The sequence below is a fragment of the Enterobacter sp. UPMP701 genome, assembly GCF_053709515.1.
In genome coordinates this window covers 56,873-72,107 of sequence record NZ_JBSKJN010000017.1, presented here as the reverse complement: position 1 = coordinate 72,107, position 15,235 = coordinate 56,873, and the positions used below count along the sequence as shown (strand labels likewise).

The following is a 15,235-nucleotide window of genomic DNA, read 5'->3' as shown; positions in this document are numbered from 1 at the left end:
GTGCGGGCAGCGCTGTATATGGCTGCGATGTCAGCAGTGCGTTATAACCCTGTCATACAGGCATTTTTTGAAAGACTCAGGGCCAGGGGAAAGGCGTTTAAGGTGGCGATGACGGCCTGTGTCAGGAAGCTGGTGACAATCCTGAATGCGATGGTGCGGGACAATAAAAAATGGGTGGCAGATTAGCAGTCAGCCGTTGACTTTGAACACAGCTGCTCACCCCGGCCCCCTCCCACGGGGAGAGGGTGCAAAAACTAAAAACGGCAACCGAAGTTGCCGTTTTGCTTTTACCTTACGCCTGCCATACGTTTCTTACCGATAAACAACCAGCCCAGCCCCAGCGCAATAAACCACAGCGGTGTGACGATCAGCGCCTGACGGGTGTCATCTTCGAGCGTCAGCAGTACCAGCACGAACACGAAGAACGCCATACACACCCAGCACATCAGCTTGCCCAGCGGCATCTTGTAGATCGACTTCTCATGCAGGTGCGGACGCTGTTTGCGGTACACCAGGTACGAGCACAGGATAATGGTCCAGACGAACATGAACAGGATCGCCGAGACCGTGGTGATCATGGTGAACGCGCCAATCACGCTTGGGTTCACGTAGAGCATCACCACGCCACCCAGCAGGCACATGCAGGAGAAGGTCAGCCCTTTCGCCGGCACCGCACGTTTAGAGAGTTTCGCAAAGGCGCTCGGCGCCACTCCCTCCTGCGCCAGACCAAACAGCATGCGGCTGGTTGAGAACACGCCGCTGTTCGCGGAAGAGGCCGCAGAGGTCAGCACCACGAAGTTAATCAGGCTCGCGGCAGCAGGCAGTCCTACCAGCACGAACAGCTCAACGAACGGGCTCTTGTTTGGCACCACCGAGCTCCACGGCGTCACGGACATGATGATAATCAGCGCGAAGACGTAGAACATAATAATGCGCAGCGGAATGGAGTTGATGGCGCGCGGCAGGGATTTCTCCGGATCTTTGGTTTCCGCAGCCGTGGTGCCCACCAGCTCAATCCCGACAAATGCAAACACTGCAATCTGGAAGCCAGCAAAGAAGCCACTGATACCTTTCGGGAACCAGCCGCCGTCATTCCACAGATGGGTAAAGGAGGCCTGAACGCCAGTCGGCGACTGGAAATGCGTCAGAACCATCACCAGCCCCACCACAATCAGCCCCACGATAGCGACAATCTTGATCATCGCGAACCAGAACTCCATCTCACCGAACATTTTCACGGTGGCGAGGTTCAGGCTCAGCAGCAGAATAATCACCGCCAGCGAGGCGACCCAGTCCGATAGCCCCGGAAACCAGAACTGCGCGTAGGCGGTGATCGCCACGACGTCCGCCATGCCGGTGACCACCCAGCAGAACCAGTAAGTCCAGCCGGTAAAATAGCCCGCCCACGGGCCGAGCAGGTCAGACGCGAAGTCACTGAAGGATTTGTATTCGAGGTTCGAGAGCAGCAATTCACCCATTGCGCGCATCACGAAGAAGAGCATAAAACCGATGATCATATAAACAAAAATGATCGACGGTCCGGCAAGACTGATGGTTTTGCCCGACCCCATAAACAGCCCGGTGCCGATGGCACCACCGATGGCGATAAGCTGTATATGACGGTTTGTGAGATTGCGCCGTAGCGACTGTTCAGACGTCGCCTCTTCTGCAGCGGCGACTTTGACCTGATCTACCATGTAATTTTTCCTGTTTATGCCTGTCTGTGTTGTTAAGGCTCTTCTGGCCTTTAAAAACGTCAAATTAATGACGGTCCCTTTGTAAGGGTTTATCGATATTAGGTAAGAATCGGCGGGATGAATACTATGATTTAGATATTATGTTAATAATATGTTGAAAGTGAGTGTCATATCACTCATGCAGCGCGAAACAGCTCACAAAAATACACGCAACAGTTTCGTTTGCAAGATAAAATGTTGATTTCGTCGCAACTATAGGTTTTATCACTATTTTCCTCTCCCCGGACGGAGAGAGGAAATAAGAAAAGTCGATTACAGGATTTCCAGCAGCTCGACTTCAAATACCAGGGTGCTGAATGGCGGGATGGACGCGCCAGCGCCGCGCTCGCCGTAGGCCAGGTTGTGCGGGATGGTCAGTTCCCATTTGGAACCCACTGGCATCAGGGTCAGGGCTTCGATCCAGCCTGCGATAACGCCGTTGACCGGGAATTCAGCCGGTTCGCCGCGCGCAACAGAGCTGTCGAACACGGTACCGTCGATCAGTTTACCGGTGTAGTGCACGCGAACGTGGTCGGTACGCGCAGGAATTGCGCCGTCGCCCTGGTTGATGACGCGGAACTGCAGGCCGGATTCGGTGCTGTTCACGCCTTCACGCTCGCGGTTCTCTTCCAGGTATTTCACGCCTTCGGCTGCCATCTCTTCGAAGCGCGCGCGACGCACGGCGTCAGCACGTTCGTGGATTTCGCGCAGCGCACGATGCACAACGTCAACCGGAACGGCAGGCTGTTTGCCTTCCAGCGCGTCAGCGATACCCGCCACCAGCGCTTCTGGTAACAGACCTTCCAGGCCGGATTCGCTCAGCTGCTGTCCTACCTGCAAGCCGATACCGTAGCTTGCCTGCGCTTCGATAGTGTCAAAAGTCGGGGTGGTCATGGGTTTTCCTTCCATCACATTTAAAGTAGCGGGCAGCATATCAGCCATGCCCTTATGGGTAAAACTTTGTCTTAAGTTAAGGTGACAAACCGCGACGAAACAGAAACAATAGAGACAACCAGGATTAATCCCGAACTGATGTCACGGATGTCGGGTTTGCTACGTCGTTCAGGCAGTTAGCGAACTATACTTCGAAGCACAGGATATAAAAGACGCGGAGCAGGAGGAGAGCCATGCCCGGGCGATTTGAACTGAAACCTACCCTGGCGAAAATCTGGCAGGCGCCAGATAATTTTCGCATTATGGATCCGCTGCCTCCTCTGCACCGCAGAGGGATCATCATTGGTGCGCTGATGGTCATCGTGGGCTTCCTGCTTCCTTCCGGCGGTGACGATGTCGATACCGCGCCGGTCACCCGCAATGCGCAGCTGGATCTTCAGTCGCAAACGCGGCCGCAACCTGACGCGCAGCCGATGCAGACGCAGCTGGTAACCCCGTCTAACGATCCGGGTCAGGTCGCGCCTGTCGAACCCGAACCCGTACAGGATGAACAGCCGCAGGAGCAGGCCGCAGCGCCGTCTGAGCCGCAAACTCAGCAGCCTACCGGCATTGAGCAGCAGTGGCGTTCCTATCGCGTGGAGTCAGGCAAAACCCTCGCGCAGCTGTTCCGCGACCACAATCTGCCGCCGACCGACGTGTACGCCATGGCTAAGGTGGAAGGGGCAGGTAAGCCGCTGAGCAACCTGCAGAACGGACAGATGGTGCAGATCCGCCAGAACGCCAGCGGCGTGGTCACCGGGCTGACCATTGATACCGGAAATGGGCAGCAGGTGCTGTTTACCCGCCAGCCGGACGGCAGTTTTATCAGAGCACGTTAATGGCCCAGGCCGGGTAAGGCGAAGCCGCCACCCGGCACTTTTTTCTCAGGCGCTCCGCTTATTCACCCACCCGATCCCCGAGCAGACCAGCACCAGCGCAATTGCGTATTTGATATCCAGAATGTTTTCACCGAGGAAGATTGCCGAAAGCACCGTCCCTGCAACAGGGATAACAAAGTTGAACGGAGCAATCATGCTCACGCGGTTCACTTTCAGCAGCGCGCTCCAGAGGGCGAACGCCACCGAGGAGAGCAGCGTCAGATACCCCAGCACCGCGACAGCCTTCATGCTGTGCACTTCCAGCGTCCCGCCCGTGGCATAACCTCCCGCAACCAGCGCAGCCCCGCCGATCGCCAGCTGCCAGCCAGTCATCACCGTTGGGTCGACGGTCTGGGAAATACGTTTCCCGTAAAGCGTGGCGGCAGAGAGAATAAAAGCCGCCAGCACCACAAATCCATCGCCTTTCCAGACAAACTGGAAATCGTTTAACCCGCTATGGAAGTTCACCAGCATCACCCCGGCAAACCCAAGAATACAGCCCAGCGTTTTGTTATAGCTGAGTTTGTCATTGTGATAGATAAAGTGCGCCAGCAGCACGCTGAAGAAGGTTCCGGTGGCGTTCATGATTGAGCCGTTCACCCCCGTCGTGTAGGCCAGCCCTATATAGAAGAAGGTGTACTGAATGGTCGTCTGGGTCAGCCCGAGGATCGTGAGCTGGCCAAACTGCACGGGCGTTAGCCTGCCAATCGGCTTTCGCTGGGCCAGCGCAAACAGCAGCAGCAAGGCACCGGCAAACAGAAAACGGTATCCGGCAAAAACGACTTTGGACGGAATATCATCGGTCGCAATCTGAAAGAGTTCGTAGCCATTTTTAATGGCCGGGTACGAGCTACCCCAGAGCAGGCAGCAGAGCGTGGCGCAGGCGTAGGCCACATGTCGACGGGCAAAGACGGGCGTGGGCAGAGCGGTATCCATGGCAAATCTCATAAATAAAATTGCGTTTCATTTTATTATCAGAGAATACGTCAGGAATAGCGACCATACGAGATAAAAAGAGAATTTCCGGTAGCGTTAAAAAGCAAAACGCCGGCACAAGGCCGGCGCTTCGACGTGAGCAGAGTAAAAATTACTCAGCTACAACGTTAACAACCAGTTTAGCGAACACTTCGCTGTGAACCTGGAAGTCAACTTCGTGCTCACCAGTGGTACGCAGAACGCCGTTCGGCATGCGAACTTCGCTCTTAGCCACTTTAACGCCTGCTGCAGTAACTGCATCAGCGATATCGCGGGTACCGATGGAACCGAACAGTTTACCTTCGTCGCCAGCTTTGGAAGCGATGGTAACAGTGCCCAGTGCGTTGATTGCTTCAGCGCGAGCGTTAGCAGCCGCCAGAACGTCAGCCAGTTTGGCTTCCAGTTCAGCGCGACGTGCTTCGAAAAACTCTACGTTTTTCTTAGTAGCTGGAACAGCTTTACCCTGTGGAACCAGGAAGTTACGTGCGTAACCCGCTTTAACGTTAACCTGATCACCCAGGCTGCCCAGGTTTGCTACTTTATCAAGCAGAATAACTTGCATTACCTTATCCTCTTAAAGTCGTATTAATGGACCGTGCCCGATTACTGATGACGATCAGTGTACGGCAGCAGGGACAGGTAGCGAGCGCGTTTGATAGCGCGAGCCAGCTGACGCTGATATTTTGCACGAGTACCGGTGATACGGCTTGGGACAATCTTACCGCTTTCGGTGATGTAGTTTTTCAGCGTTGCGATATCTTTATAGTCGATCTCTTGAACGCCTTCCGCGGTGAAACGGCAGAACTTGCGACGACGGAAATAACGTGCCATTTGGCTAGTCTCCAGTATCTATCAAATCAATCTGCTCGGCATGCAGAACCATTTTGCTCAGGCCGTTCTTTGCCTTGTGGCAAGAGATGAACCCCTGAACGATTACTGCGCTACCGACCGTTAAACTGTGAGTAATGGCCTGGTTTTCGTGTCCGCTAATAATAACGGGCATTTGGCACCACGCCTGCCGGTGAAACCCGGCTTCCTCTTGCACAGAACGATGCTCAAGCACGAACTGGCAATGCGGAATTCCTGATGGACTGACCTTTCGAAGGGGAGCCCTGCATACGATGCCGGACAACGCCAGACGGTTGGTCATCAGAAATTACTCTTCAGAATCCCCAGCATCAGAATCATCTGCGGTTTCGTTTGCGAAATCATCGCGACGCTCACGGCGCTCGTCTTTCGCTTTAACCATCGGAGATGCTTCGGTAACTGCGTTTTTGGTACGCATAACCATGCTGCGGATAACGGCATCGTTGAAGCGGAAGGTAGTTTCCAGCTCATCGATCACTTCCTGCGGCGCTTCAACGTTCATCAGAACGTAGTGTGCTTTGTGCAGTTTGTTGATCGGGTAAGCCAGCTGACGGCGGCCCCAGTCTTCCAGACGGTGGATCGTACCTTCTGCACCAGTGATGGCAGCAGAGTAACGCTCGATCATACCCGGAACCTGTTCGCTCTGGTCAGGATGGACCATAAAAACGATTTCGTAATGACGCATCGAATTGCTCCTTACGGATTATTCAGCCTCCTGTCTGGGTCAGCCGAGGCCCGGGGAGGCAAGGAACGTGTTAAAGGTCGGCTGAAAAATTGACGCGTCATAATACTTGCGCGCCCCTGGAAACTCAAGCTGATTGCACAAATAATTCGCACAAAGCGTAAAGCTGGTCTAAGTGGGTGATTTAAAATTAATCGCATCAGGAAGCGTTGTTTTTTTGAACAACTGCATCAGAAATGGTCACGTATCCCCGCCGGATGAATGATTACACTTTAATCAGAGATCACCTGAATTAAAGAAGGAGTATCCCCTCTCACAGCACGCAGTCGTGGAGCGCATATCATGAAAAAAATCGCAGTAGCCATAATGGCGGCGCTTTTGCTCAGTGCAAACGCGATAGCAGCCATCAAACTAGACAGCCGACAGGCCAGAAACATGGATGATGTGCAAAGCTTGGGCGTAATTTACATCAATCATAATTTCGCCACGGAAAGTGAAGCAGATCAGGCCCTCAACGAAGAGACCGATGCCCGGGGCGCAACCTATTACCACGTGATGTTAACCCGTGAGCCCGGCAGCAACGGCAACATGCACCCCAGTGCAGATATCTACCGGTAACACTTTAACGCTAGCACCAGGAAAGCCAACAACGAGAACATAGCCATAGTTGACGTTGCCCCCCTGCCCGGGGGCTTTTTTTGTGAATGGCTCCGGAATACCACCGGTTACAACTGTTTTTCGGTATCCCGGAGCACTTATTCACTTCTGCCCGTAGTAGGCATTCGGGCCGTGCTTGCGCATGAAATGCTTGTTCATCAGGTAATCATCAATGCCCTGAAGCTGTGGGTTGATGCCGCGGGCAATCCACGCCATGCGCGCCACTTCCTCCATGACGACCGCATTATGGACGGCGTCGTGGGCATCTTTTCCCCAGGAGAACGGACCGTGCTGATAGACCACAATACCCGGCGTATGCAGCGGCTCACATTCTCCCAGCGTGTCGATAATCACCTTTCCGGTATTGAGCTCGTACTCGCCTTCCACTTCAGCCTGCGTTAATGCACGCGTGCAGGGGATGTCGCCAAAGAAGTAGTCAGCGTGCGTCGTGCCCAGCGCCGGAATGGGCAACCCCGCCTGTGCCCAGGCGGTGGCGTGCGTGGAGTGGGTATGCACCACGCCGCCAAGGGACGGATAACGCTGGTACAGCGCCAGATGGGTCGCCGTATCAGAAGAGGGTCGCCATTTGCCCTCAACGACATGCCCTTCGAGATCCACCACCACCATATCTTCAGCTTTCATGGTGTCATACGCCACACCGCTCGGCTTGATCACTACCAGACCTTGCTCGCGATCGATCGCACTCACATTGCCCCAGGTGAACGTGACCAGACCATAGCGCGGCAGATCCATGTTGGCTTCAAAGACCTGCTGTTTAAGCTTAAGCATGTGCAACCTCCAGCAAACCCGCCCGCGCCATGCGCTCGCGCACCCAGTCCCGTGCTTTTGCCACTTCCGCGGCCGGGTCGTCAGACGTTTCACTCCACATCTCAATCAGGTACGGCCCGCAATAGCCTGTCTGTTTGAGCGTTTCGAAGCACCGTTCGAAATCCACCACCCCGGTGCCGAACGGAACATTTTTGAATACGCCTGGACGGGTATCTTTGACGTGCACCGCCACGATATGACCGACGCCCGCCTGCAGCTCCATCTGTACGTCGTTATCCCATGCCGACAGGTTGCCGATATCGGGATAAAGCTGGAACCATGGGTTGTTCAGATAGTGCGCGTAGCCCAGCGCCTTACTGATTGAGTTCATCAACGGGTAGTCCATGATCTCCATCGCCAGCGTGACCTGCGCGCGGCTTGCCATTTCAACGCTCTCTTTCAGGCCGTCACGGAAACGACGGCGCGTTTCATCGTTGGCTTCCTGATAGTAAACATCATAACCCGCCAGCTGGATCACGCGGATACCCACATCCTGTGCAAAGCGAATGGCTTTGCGCATAATCTCCAGCCCCTGCGCGCGCACGGCATCGTCTTCACTGCCGAGCGGAAAACGACGGTGGGCGCTCAGGCACATAGACGGCACGCGCACGCCCGTTTCGGCAATGGCGCTCACCAGCGCCAGGCGCTGTTCGCGGCTCCAGTCCAGGCGAGAGAGACGCTCGTCCGTCTCATCCACTGACATTTCGACAAAATCGAAACCCAGCTGTTTTGCCAGCTGTAACCGCTCCAGCCAGCACTCCCCCGCAGGGAGTGCCTTTTCATAGATGCCAAGCGGGACCTGTTTTGACAACATACCCGCTCCTTAACCCCAAAGCTGAGCGATTGAGCGTTTGAACTGACGCGCCGCTTCCACCGGAGATGCCGCGTCGCGAATGCTGCGACCGGCAATAAAGACGTGAATCGGGATCCCCTGGAACAGCGGCAGATCTTCCAGCGCCAGACCGCCGGTAACGGTCACTTTGAAGCCCATATCGGCCAGACGTTTGATGGCGCTAATATCCGCGTCGCCCCACGCCACGCCTGCAGCCTGGGCATCACGGCTGCGGTGATACACCACCTGCTGGATGCCCGCGTCACGCCACTCCTGCGCCTGCTCCCAGGTCCAGAAGCCGGTCAGCTCAATCTGCACGTCGCCGTTAAACTCTTTTGCCACGTCCAGCGCGCCTTTGGCGGTGTTGATGTCCGCGCAGCAGATCACCGTGACCCAGTCGGCGTTGGCTTCAAAGCACATGCGGGAGAGGATTTTGCCTGCATCGGCGATCTTGGCATCCGCCAGCACGATTTTATGCGGATAGAGCGCCTTCAGGTCGCGAACGGCACGTACGCCTTCGCCCACGCACAGAATGGTGCCCACTTCGATGATGTCCACCTCTTCCGCAATCAGGCGGGTGGTTTCGTAAGCGTGGGACAGCGTTTGGTTATCCAGCGCAACTTGCAACATTGGTAATGACATGTTCAATTCCTCTTAAACGGCCGCCGCTGTGGCGTTATCAATTAAATCCAGAACTTCCTGCGCGGTGCGGCAGGCGCGTAAACGGTCAAAATTGGCTTCGTCATCAAACAGGTTGACGATCTGCATGATGCCCACCTCCTGGTGGGTGTTGGCATCGACGGCCGCCATGGTGATGAGAATGTCGACCGGGTCGTTATCTTCGTGGTTGAACACCAGCGGCGTTTTCAGCGTGACCAGCGCAAAACCGGTTTTCTTGACGCCCTCTTCCGGGCGGCCGTGCGGCATCGCCAGGCCCGGCGCAATCACAAAATAGGGGCCGTGCTGCGCCACGCCATCCAGAATGGCCTGGTAATAACGCGGCTCGACAACGTCCGCCTTAACCAGCAGATCCACACTCAGCTTCACCGCTTCCTGCCAGGTGCTGGCGTCGGCCTGTAAAAGGATGGAGTTATTCTCTGCCAGCGAATCACGTAGTTTCATGTGGCGTCCTTACTTCACGTCTTGTGGGAAGTGTTCTTTGATCACTTCCAGCAGTTTTGGCCCGAAATCCGCAGGCGACAGCATATTGCGTACGCCTACCACATATTTGTTGCCCGACACGCTAATCTCACCAGCAATGTGAGTTGAAGCGATGATGATGTCCGCGCCGTTCAGTTCACTTTTGTATTCACCCACTGCGCAGCTGTTCACCGTGTGGTCGATGTTTGACTGGGTTAAAAACTGGTCCACTTTCATCTTCATGATCATGGAGCTACCTTGCCCATTGCCACACACAGCCAGGATACGTACGGTCATAATCGAAACTCCTTAATGAGCAGACACTTCTGCTGTTTGTTTTTCCGCATCTTCTTCAGCTCGCAGCGAACGGCCAGCGAAGAACATATAAGCCAGAGCAATCAGGATGATGACGGCCATAAAGACCAGACCGACGGAGGCAAAGCCCTGCATCATCGGCGGCGCCAGAATTGACCAGTCCGCCATGCCCATCCAGGCGCTCATACCGGTGAGCTTGACCGCCCACACGCAACCGAAGATTTCAACCATGCCCATCACCAGGCAGATCTTGAGCGCCGCGCGCCAGCCGCCGAAGTGGTTAGCAAATACGCCGATGGTGGCGTTGGAGAAGAACATCGGGATAAAGCCTGGAATAATCAGAATGGAGGAGCCGCAACCTACCAGGATGCCGACCGCAATCAGCTGGCCGATGGTGCCCCACATAAATCCCCAAACGACGGCGTTTGGCGCGAAGCTATAGATAGCCGCACAGTCAATCGCCAGTACCGCACCAGGGATCAGGCGCTGAGAGATGCCGTTAAAGGCTTCCGACAGCTCGGCGACGAACATACGCACGCCCTGAGTAATAATGAAAATCGCCACCGCGAAGGAGAAACCGGTCTGCAGGATATAGACCGTCCAGTGGGTTTTACCCGCCATCGCCTGCACGACGTCAATGCCGAAAGAGAGCAGAATGGCGCCGAAAAAGATGGTCATCACAATCGCGGTTGAAACGATGTTGTCGTGGAAAATATTCAGCCAGCCAGGCAGCTTAAGATCTTCAACGCTCTCTTCTTTTTTACCGAGATACGGCGCAACTTTGTAAGCAAGCCAGGCGGCAAACTGCTGCTGGTGGCCGATGGAGAAGCCGCAGCCGTCAGTCACTATCTGCGTTGGCTTGTACATCATGTTGGAGGTGATACCCCAGTAGAGCGAGACCAGCACCGCGGTGCAGATAATCGTGGTCCACATTGGGTAACCGAAGATATAGAGAGAAACCGCAATCAGCCCCGCCTGCTGGAACATGATATGCCCGGTAAGCATGATGGTACGAATACCGGTAATGCGGCGCAGCAGCACATAAATGATGTTGAGCGCCAGGGCGAGCAGTACCGCATAGCCCACCCAGCTGTAGGCATCACCCATGCGATCGATGGTCGCCATCATTGAGGCGTAGGTATCAGAGATCGCGCCGTTGATGCCATACACCTCAGACATTTTGGCGACGACCGGCTTAAAGGTGCTGGTCAGAATGCCTGACCCCGCCTGCAACAGCATGAAACCGATAATGGTTTTGATGGTGCCTTTAATAATCACGCTCACGCTTTTGCGCAGCAGGATATAACCCAGGCACGTCACGATGCCCAGCAGCAGCGGGGCGTTGGTCATTACCTGATTAAAGAAAACGGTAAAGACGTTGTAGAGGATCTCCATAACTCTCTCCAGAAATGAGAACACGAGGGGCAATCCCTGTGTGGTTGGTGCCATCACTCTATTAATCACAAATAATCATCACAAGATTGAATTTGATTATTTGTGACGCATCACGCAATTTATTTCCATGCTGTTAGTAATGATTTTCACTACCGTACCACATCAACAAATTAATCCTTATAATTCATTAAATTAATGATTAATGCACAGTAATATAACAAGTCATTCGCGGAGAGTCCGTGAAGTCGGGCAGATAAAATTACTCATTTTCGCCATTGCAAAGCACGTCAAATAGTGCCAGCATTAATCACAACGAATCACCATGTGATTACTTTTGATTAAACCCAGGAGTCAAAACGATGAGTAAAGTGAAAACCATTACCCGTGAATCATGGATTCTGAGCACCTTTCCGGAATGGGGTAGCTGGCTGAACGAAGAGATCGAGCAGGAACAGGTTGCTCCTGGCACGTTTGCAATGTGGTGGCTGGGCTGCACCGGTATCTGGCTGAAATCAGAGGGTGGTGCGAATATCTGCGTCGATTTCTGGTGCGGCACCGGCAAACAGAGCCACGGTAACCCGCTGATGAAAAAAGGCCATCAGATGCAGCGTATGGCTGGTGTGGAAAAACTGCAGCCGAACCTGCGCACCACGCCGTTTGTGCTTGATCCTTTTGCCATTCGTCAGATCGACGCCGTTCTCTCTACTCACGATCACAACGATCATATCGACGTGAACGTGGCAGCAGCGGTAATGCAAAACTGCGCGGACGACGTGCCGTTTATCGGGCCGCAAACCTGCGTGGATCTCTGGATTGGCTGGGGCGTGCCGAAAGAGCGCTGCATCGTGATGAAGCCTGGCGACGTGGTGAAAATCAAAGATATTGAAATCCACGCGCTGGATGCCTTTGACCGTACCGCGCTGATTACCCTGCCGGCCGATCAGAAAGCCGCAGGCGTGCTGCCGGACGGTATGGACGAGCGTGCGGTGAACTACCTGTTCAAAACGCCGGGCGGTTCTCTGTACCACAGCGGTGACTCCCACTATTCCAACTATTACGCGAAGCACGGCAACGAACACCAGATTGACGTGGCACTGGGCTCGTACGGCGAAAACCCGCGCGGCATCACCGACAAAATGACCAGCGCCGATATGCTGCGCATGGCGGAAGCGCTCAACACTAAAGTGGTGATCCCGTTCCACCATGATATCTGGTCAAACTTCCAGGCCGATCCGCAGGAAATCCGCGTGCTGTGGGAGATGAAAAAAGACCGCCTCAAGTACGGCTTCAAGCCATTTATCTGGCAGGTAGGCGGCAAGTTCACCTGGCCTCTGGACAAAGACAATCTCGAGTATCACTACCCGCGCGGTTTCGATGATTGCTTCACCATTGAGCCAGACCTGCCGTTCAAATCCTTCCTCTGATTGTGTGGTCACATCGCCAGACCCTGTGTCTGGCGATTTCATATTTCTTTTAGTAATTTCACGCTATTTCAAATATCATCTTTTCAAATCAATTCTTATCGGAATAGCTCATGACGGAAGCGCAGCGGCATCAAATTTTACTGGAACTCCTGGCGCAAACAGGGTTTATCACCGTCGAGAAAGTGATCGAACGTTTAGGGATTTCCCCGGCGACCGCACGGCGTGATATCAATAAGCTGGATGAGAGTGGCAAGCTGAAAAAAGTCCGCAACGGCGCGGAAGCCATCAGCCAGCAGCGTCCACGCTGGTCGCCGATGAATATCCACCAGGCGCAGAATCACGATGAAAAAGTACGGATTGCCAGAGCGGCGTCGCAGCTGGTGAACCCCGGTGAGAGCGTCGTCATCAACTGCGGCTCCACGGCGTTTCTGCTGGGCCGCGAAATGTGCGGCAAGCCGGTGCAGATCATTACCAACTACTTACCGCTCGCCAACTACCTGATTGATCAGGAACATGAGAGCGTCGTGATCATGGGCGGCCAGTACAACAAGAGCCAGTCCATCACGCTCAGCCCTCAGGACAGCGAAAACAGTCTCTACGCCGGGCACTGGATGTTTACCAGCGGCAAAGGCCTGACGGCGGATGGCTTATACAAAACCGACATGCTGACCGCGATGGCGGAACAAAACATGCTCAACGTAGTGGGCAAACTCGTCGTACTGGTCGACAGCAGCAAAGTCGGTGAACGCGCTGGCATGCTGTTCAGCCGCGCAGAACAGATCGACATGGTGATCACCGGCAAAGGGGCTAACCCGGAGATCCTCCAGAAGCTGGAAGATCAAGGGGTGAAAGTCCTGCGCGTTTAAAGATGCTTGCGGAAAAACGTCACCGTGGCGTCCAGCGCCGTTGGCGTGATGCGGTGGCGAACGCCCGGTTCCCACAGACAGGTCAGATTACCGTCCAGTCCTTCATTCATTAACGCCTGCTGCAGGCGGAAGGTGCCATCGGGCGGGACCACATCATCCGCGTCACCATGCCACAACAGTAGCGGGCGATCGGCCAGGTGCGGCAATGCCCGTGTCACTTCCCACTCTGCCAGCATCGCCGTGATTTGCGTTAAATCCTGAGGGGGAAAAAGCGTCTTCGCCAGCGAGGTAAAATAGCCCGAGCCCATCAAACAGGCGAAAGACCGCACTTCTGGATGATGCGTCATAATCCCCAGCGCCGTCATGCCGCCCATCGACGCCCCGGCCACTGCCAGACGATTGTCGGCCACCAGCCCTGCCTCATAAAGCGCATCGCGCAAGCCCGCAAACTCGGTCAGGCTACCGTGCAGAATCTGCCAGAATTGCCCCAGTCGCGCCCGCTCATTGCCCGTAAAGCGCGCGCCGTGGTCGGGCGCATCCGGCATCACCACGCGAAAACCGGCCTGCGCCAGCGCTACCGCAAAATAACTGTAGACCAGTTTCGATGAGGTAAACCCATGATAAAAAACCACAACAGGCAGCGGTTTATCACGTTTCCCCGCCGGTACGGCGTGTAAAATTTCATGATCGCCGAGAGGGCGTATTTCAATTTCAATCATTGTCGACCCTGTACGAATGAATGATTCATAATGTTGAGAACTGGATTACGGTTTGACGCTATTTTCATTCGAAAATTACGTCCCAGATAACACTTCGGGAACATTCCCCCAAAACTAAATTCGCAGACAACTACACTATGGCTAACAGGAAACGAGATATGGTTATGCACAGGTTTGCTGCTTTATTGCTGGTGTTGCTGCTCAGCGGCTGTAGCGCACTGCAGGGAACACCGCAACCCGCTCCCCCGGTTGCCGATCATCCGCAGGAGATTCGTCGTAATCAGACGGAAGGATTACAGCGAATGGGCACCGTCTCCGCGCTGGTTCGCGGTTCGCCGGATGACGCAGAAGACGCAATAAAGGCACAAGCCGTCGCCGCCAAAGCAGATTATTACGTCATTATTATGATCGACGAAACCATCATAACGGGACAGTGGTATTCACAGGCAATTTTGTACCGTAAATAATGGTTTACCTTTGAACGACATTTACACTGCTTTGCGTCCATAGACATTTTCCTGTCCACAATAAACTCCATGCCAGCGACAAGGAATGGGAGTTTATTCGCGAAGGATTGCCCGGCGGATACCGGAAATATGTGAAATGGAGCTGACGATGAAACGAACTCTTGCTTTGACCTCTCTGTTGCTCTCTGCAGGCCTTGTGAGCACCACCGCGCAGTCAGCAGAATTCGCCAGTGCGGATTGCGTAACAGGTCTGAATGAAATAGGCCAAATCTCCGTCAATAACATTTCGGGGAGCCCGCAAGATGTTGAACGTATCGTGGCATTAAAGGCCGATGAGCAGGGCGCGTCATGGTATCGCATCATCCAGATGCAGGAAGATAACCACATTGACCACTGGCGGGTGCAGGCCATTCTCTACGCGTAAAATCCCTCCCGATAAAAGCCACTTATTTTTAGTGGCTTTTCGTTTTTGCAAATTTTTTATCTTTTATAAAACCACTAAAAAACAATTAACTAACATT

At 54.2% G+C, this 15,235-nt stretch carries 20 protein-coding genes and 1 pseudogene; 7 read left to right on the top strand and 14 right to left on the bottom strand.

Annotated elements, in window-relative coordinates; translation table 11 throughout:
- A pseudogene (locus ACWKXT_RS22260) lies at positions 1 to 186 on the top strand (IS110 family transposase); the annotation flags it as partial.
- Positions 187 to 287: 101 nt separating this feature from the next.
- On the opposite strand, the gene cycA reads toward ACWKXT_RS22260, so the two are convergent.
- Together cycA and fklB are read right to left on the bottom strand one after the other, a co-directional pair.
- Positions 288 to 1,697 (bottom strand): D-serine/D-alanine/glycine transporter, encoded by a 1,410-nt coding sequence (gene cycA / locus ACWKXT_RS22255; protein ID WP_080328811.1) that lies wholly within the window; start codon positions 1,695 to 1,697, stop codon positions 288 to 290.
- 312 nt (positions 1,698 to 2,009) lie between these two features.
- Complete coding sequence (gene fklB / locus ACWKXT_RS22250; RefSeq protein ID WP_008502892.1) at positions 2,010 to 2,630, bottom strand: FKBP-type peptidyl-prolyl cis-trans isomerase; 621 nt, start codon at positions 2,628 to 2,630, stop codon at positions 2,010 to 2,012.
- A 233-nt stretch (positions 2,631 to 2,863) separates the two neighbouring features.
- On the opposite strand from fklB, the gene ACWKXT_RS22245 reads away from it, so the two are divergent.
- On the top strand, positions 2,864 to 3,508 hold the full coding sequence (locus ACWKXT_RS22245) for a LysM-like peptidoglycan-binding domain-containing protein (RefSeq protein WP_454528633.1): 645 nt from the start codon (positions 2,864 to 2,866) through the stop codon (positions 3,506 to 3,508).
- Positions 3,509 to 3,553: 45 nt separating this feature from the next.
- On the opposite strand, the gene ACWKXT_RS22240 is transcribed toward ACWKXT_RS22245, so the two are convergent.
- From ACWKXT_RS22240 to rpsF, 5 genes are all read right to left on the bottom strand, one after another.
- On the bottom strand, positions 3,554 to 4,483 hold the full coding sequence (locus ACWKXT_RS22240) for a DMT family transporter (RefSeq protein WP_454533457.1): 930 nt from the start codon (positions 4,481 to 4,483) through the stop codon (positions 3,554 to 3,556).
- A 151-nt stretch (positions 4,484 to 4,634) separates the two neighbouring features.
- Positions 4,635 to 5,084, bottom strand: a complete 450-nt coding sequence (gene rplI / locus ACWKXT_RS22235; RefSeq protein ID WP_006810372.1) for a 50S ribosomal protein L9 — start codon at positions 5,082 to 5,084, stop codon at positions 4,635 to 4,637.
- Between the two features lie 41 nt (positions 5,085 to 5,125).
- Positions 5,126 to 5,353 (bottom strand): 30S ribosomal protein S18, encoded by a 228-nt coding sequence (gene rpsR / locus ACWKXT_RS22230; RefSeq protein WP_000135199.1) that lies wholly within the window; start codon positions 5,351 to 5,353, stop codon positions 5,126 to 5,128.
- Positions 5,354 to 5,357: 4 nt separating this feature from the next.
- Complete coding sequence (gene priB / locus ACWKXT_RS22225) at positions 5,358 to 5,672, bottom strand: primosomal replication protein N (protein ID WP_028015270.1); 315 nt, start codon at positions 5,670 to 5,672, stop codon at positions 5,358 to 5,360.
- Positions 5,673 to 5,678: 6 nt separating this feature from the next.
- A complete protein-coding gene (rpsF, locus tag ACWKXT_RS22220; protein WP_014068637.1) occupies positions 5,679 to 6,074 on the bottom strand; it encodes a 30S ribosomal protein S6 in 396 nt (131 codons plus the stop codon).
- Between the two features lie 339 nt (positions 6,075 to 6,413).
- Between rpsF and yjfY the strand changes: the two genes are divergently transcribed.
- A complete protein-coding gene (gene yjfY / locus ACWKXT_RS22215) occupies positions 6,414 to 6,689 on the top strand; it encodes a DUF1471 family protein YjfY (RefSeq protein WP_454533456.1) in 276 nt (91 codons plus the stop codon).
- Between the two features lie 141 nt (positions 6,690 to 6,830).
- Here the strand turns inward: yjfY and ACWKXT_RS22210 are convergent, their stop codons facing one another.
- The 6 genes from ACWKXT_RS22210 to ulaA are packed head-to-tail and all read right to left on the bottom strand — an operon-like array spanning position 6,831 to position 11,238.
- Complete coding sequence (locus tag ACWKXT_RS22210) at positions 6,831 to 7,517, bottom strand: L-ribulose-5-phosphate 4-epimerase (RefSeq protein ID WP_454528630.1); 687 nt, start codon at positions 7,515 to 7,517, stop codon at positions 6,831 to 6,833.
- Entirely contained in the window at positions 7,510 to 8,370 is an 861-nt protein-coding gene (locus ACWKXT_RS22205; RefSeq protein ID WP_454533455.1) for an L-ribulose-5-phosphate 3-epimerase, read from the bottom strand. The genes ACWKXT_RS22210 and ACWKXT_RS22205 overlap by 8 nt, the downstream gene beginning before the upstream one ends.
- A 9-nt stretch (positions 8,371 to 8,379) precedes the next feature.
- Positions 8,380 to 9,030, bottom strand: a complete 651-nt coding sequence (ulaD, locus tag ACWKXT_RS22200) for a 3-keto-L-gulonate-6-phosphate decarboxylase UlaD (protein ID WP_063144079.1) — start codon at positions 9,028 to 9,030, stop codon at positions 8,380 to 8,382.
- Between the two features lie 12 nt (positions 9,031 to 9,042).
- A complete protein-coding gene (gene ulaC / locus ACWKXT_RS22195) occupies positions 9,043 to 9,510 on the bottom strand; it encodes a PTS ascorbate transporter subunit IIA (protein WP_028015266.1) in 468 nt (155 codons plus the stop codon).
- A 9-nt stretch (positions 9,511 to 9,519) separates the two neighbouring features.
- Positions 9,520 to 9,825 (bottom strand): PTS ascorbate transporter subunit IIB, encoded by a 306-nt coding sequence (gene ulaB / locus ACWKXT_RS22190; protein WP_003856022.1) that lies wholly within the window; start codon positions 9,823 to 9,825, stop codon positions 9,520 to 9,522.
- 12 nt (positions 9,826 to 9,837) lie between these two features.
- Positions 9,838 to 11,238, bottom strand: coding sequence for a PTS ascorbate transporter subunit IIC (ulaA, locus tag ACWKXT_RS22185; protein WP_080328803.1), 1,401 nt, complete (start codon positions 11,236 to 11,238; stop codon positions 9,838 to 9,840).
- A 359-nt stretch (positions 11,239 to 11,597) separates the two neighbouring features.
- Here ulaA and ulaG point away from each other — a divergent pair, with 359 nt between their 5' ends.
- Both ulaG and ulaR read left to right on the top strand, forming a co-directional pair.
- Positions 11,598 to 12,662, top strand: a complete 1,065-nt coding sequence (gene ulaG / locus ACWKXT_RS22180) for an L-ascorbate 6-phosphate lactonase (RefSeq protein WP_006810379.1) — start codon at positions 11,598 to 11,600, stop codon at positions 12,660 to 12,662.
- A gap of 110 nt (positions 12,663 to 12,772) precedes the next feature.
- A complete protein-coding gene (gene ulaR / locus ACWKXT_RS22175; RefSeq protein WP_024907324.1) occupies positions 12,773 to 13,528 on the top strand; it encodes an HTH-type transcriptional regulator UlaR in 756 nt (251 codons plus the stop codon).
- On the opposite strand, the gene yjfP is transcribed toward ulaR, so the two are convergent.
- On the bottom strand, positions 13,525 to 14,247 hold the full coding sequence (gene yjfP, locus ACWKXT_RS22170; protein WP_454533454.1) for an esterase: 723 nt from the start codon (positions 14,245 to 14,247) through the stop codon (positions 13,525 to 13,527). The two genes, ulaR and yjfP, sit on opposite strands and share 4 nt — an antisense overlap.
- 137 nt (positions 14,248 to 14,384) lie before the next feature.
- On the opposite strand from yjfP, the gene bsmA reads away from it, so the two are divergent.
- Both bsmA and yjfN read left to right on the top strand, forming a co-directional pair.
- Positions 14,385 to 14,714 (top strand): biofilm peroxide resistance protein BsmA, encoded by a 330-nt coding sequence (bsmA, locus tag ACWKXT_RS22165; RefSeq protein WP_454528627.1) that lies wholly within the window; start codon positions 14,385 to 14,387, stop codon positions 14,712 to 14,714.
- A 136-nt stretch (positions 14,715 to 14,850) separates the two neighbouring features.
- A complete protein-coding gene (gene yjfN, locus ACWKXT_RS22160) occupies positions 14,851 to 15,138 on the top strand; it encodes a DUF1471 family protease activator YjfN (protein WP_454528626.1) in 288 nt (95 codons plus the stop codon).
- The last annotated feature ends 97 nt before the right edge of the window (positions 15,139 to 15,235 follow it).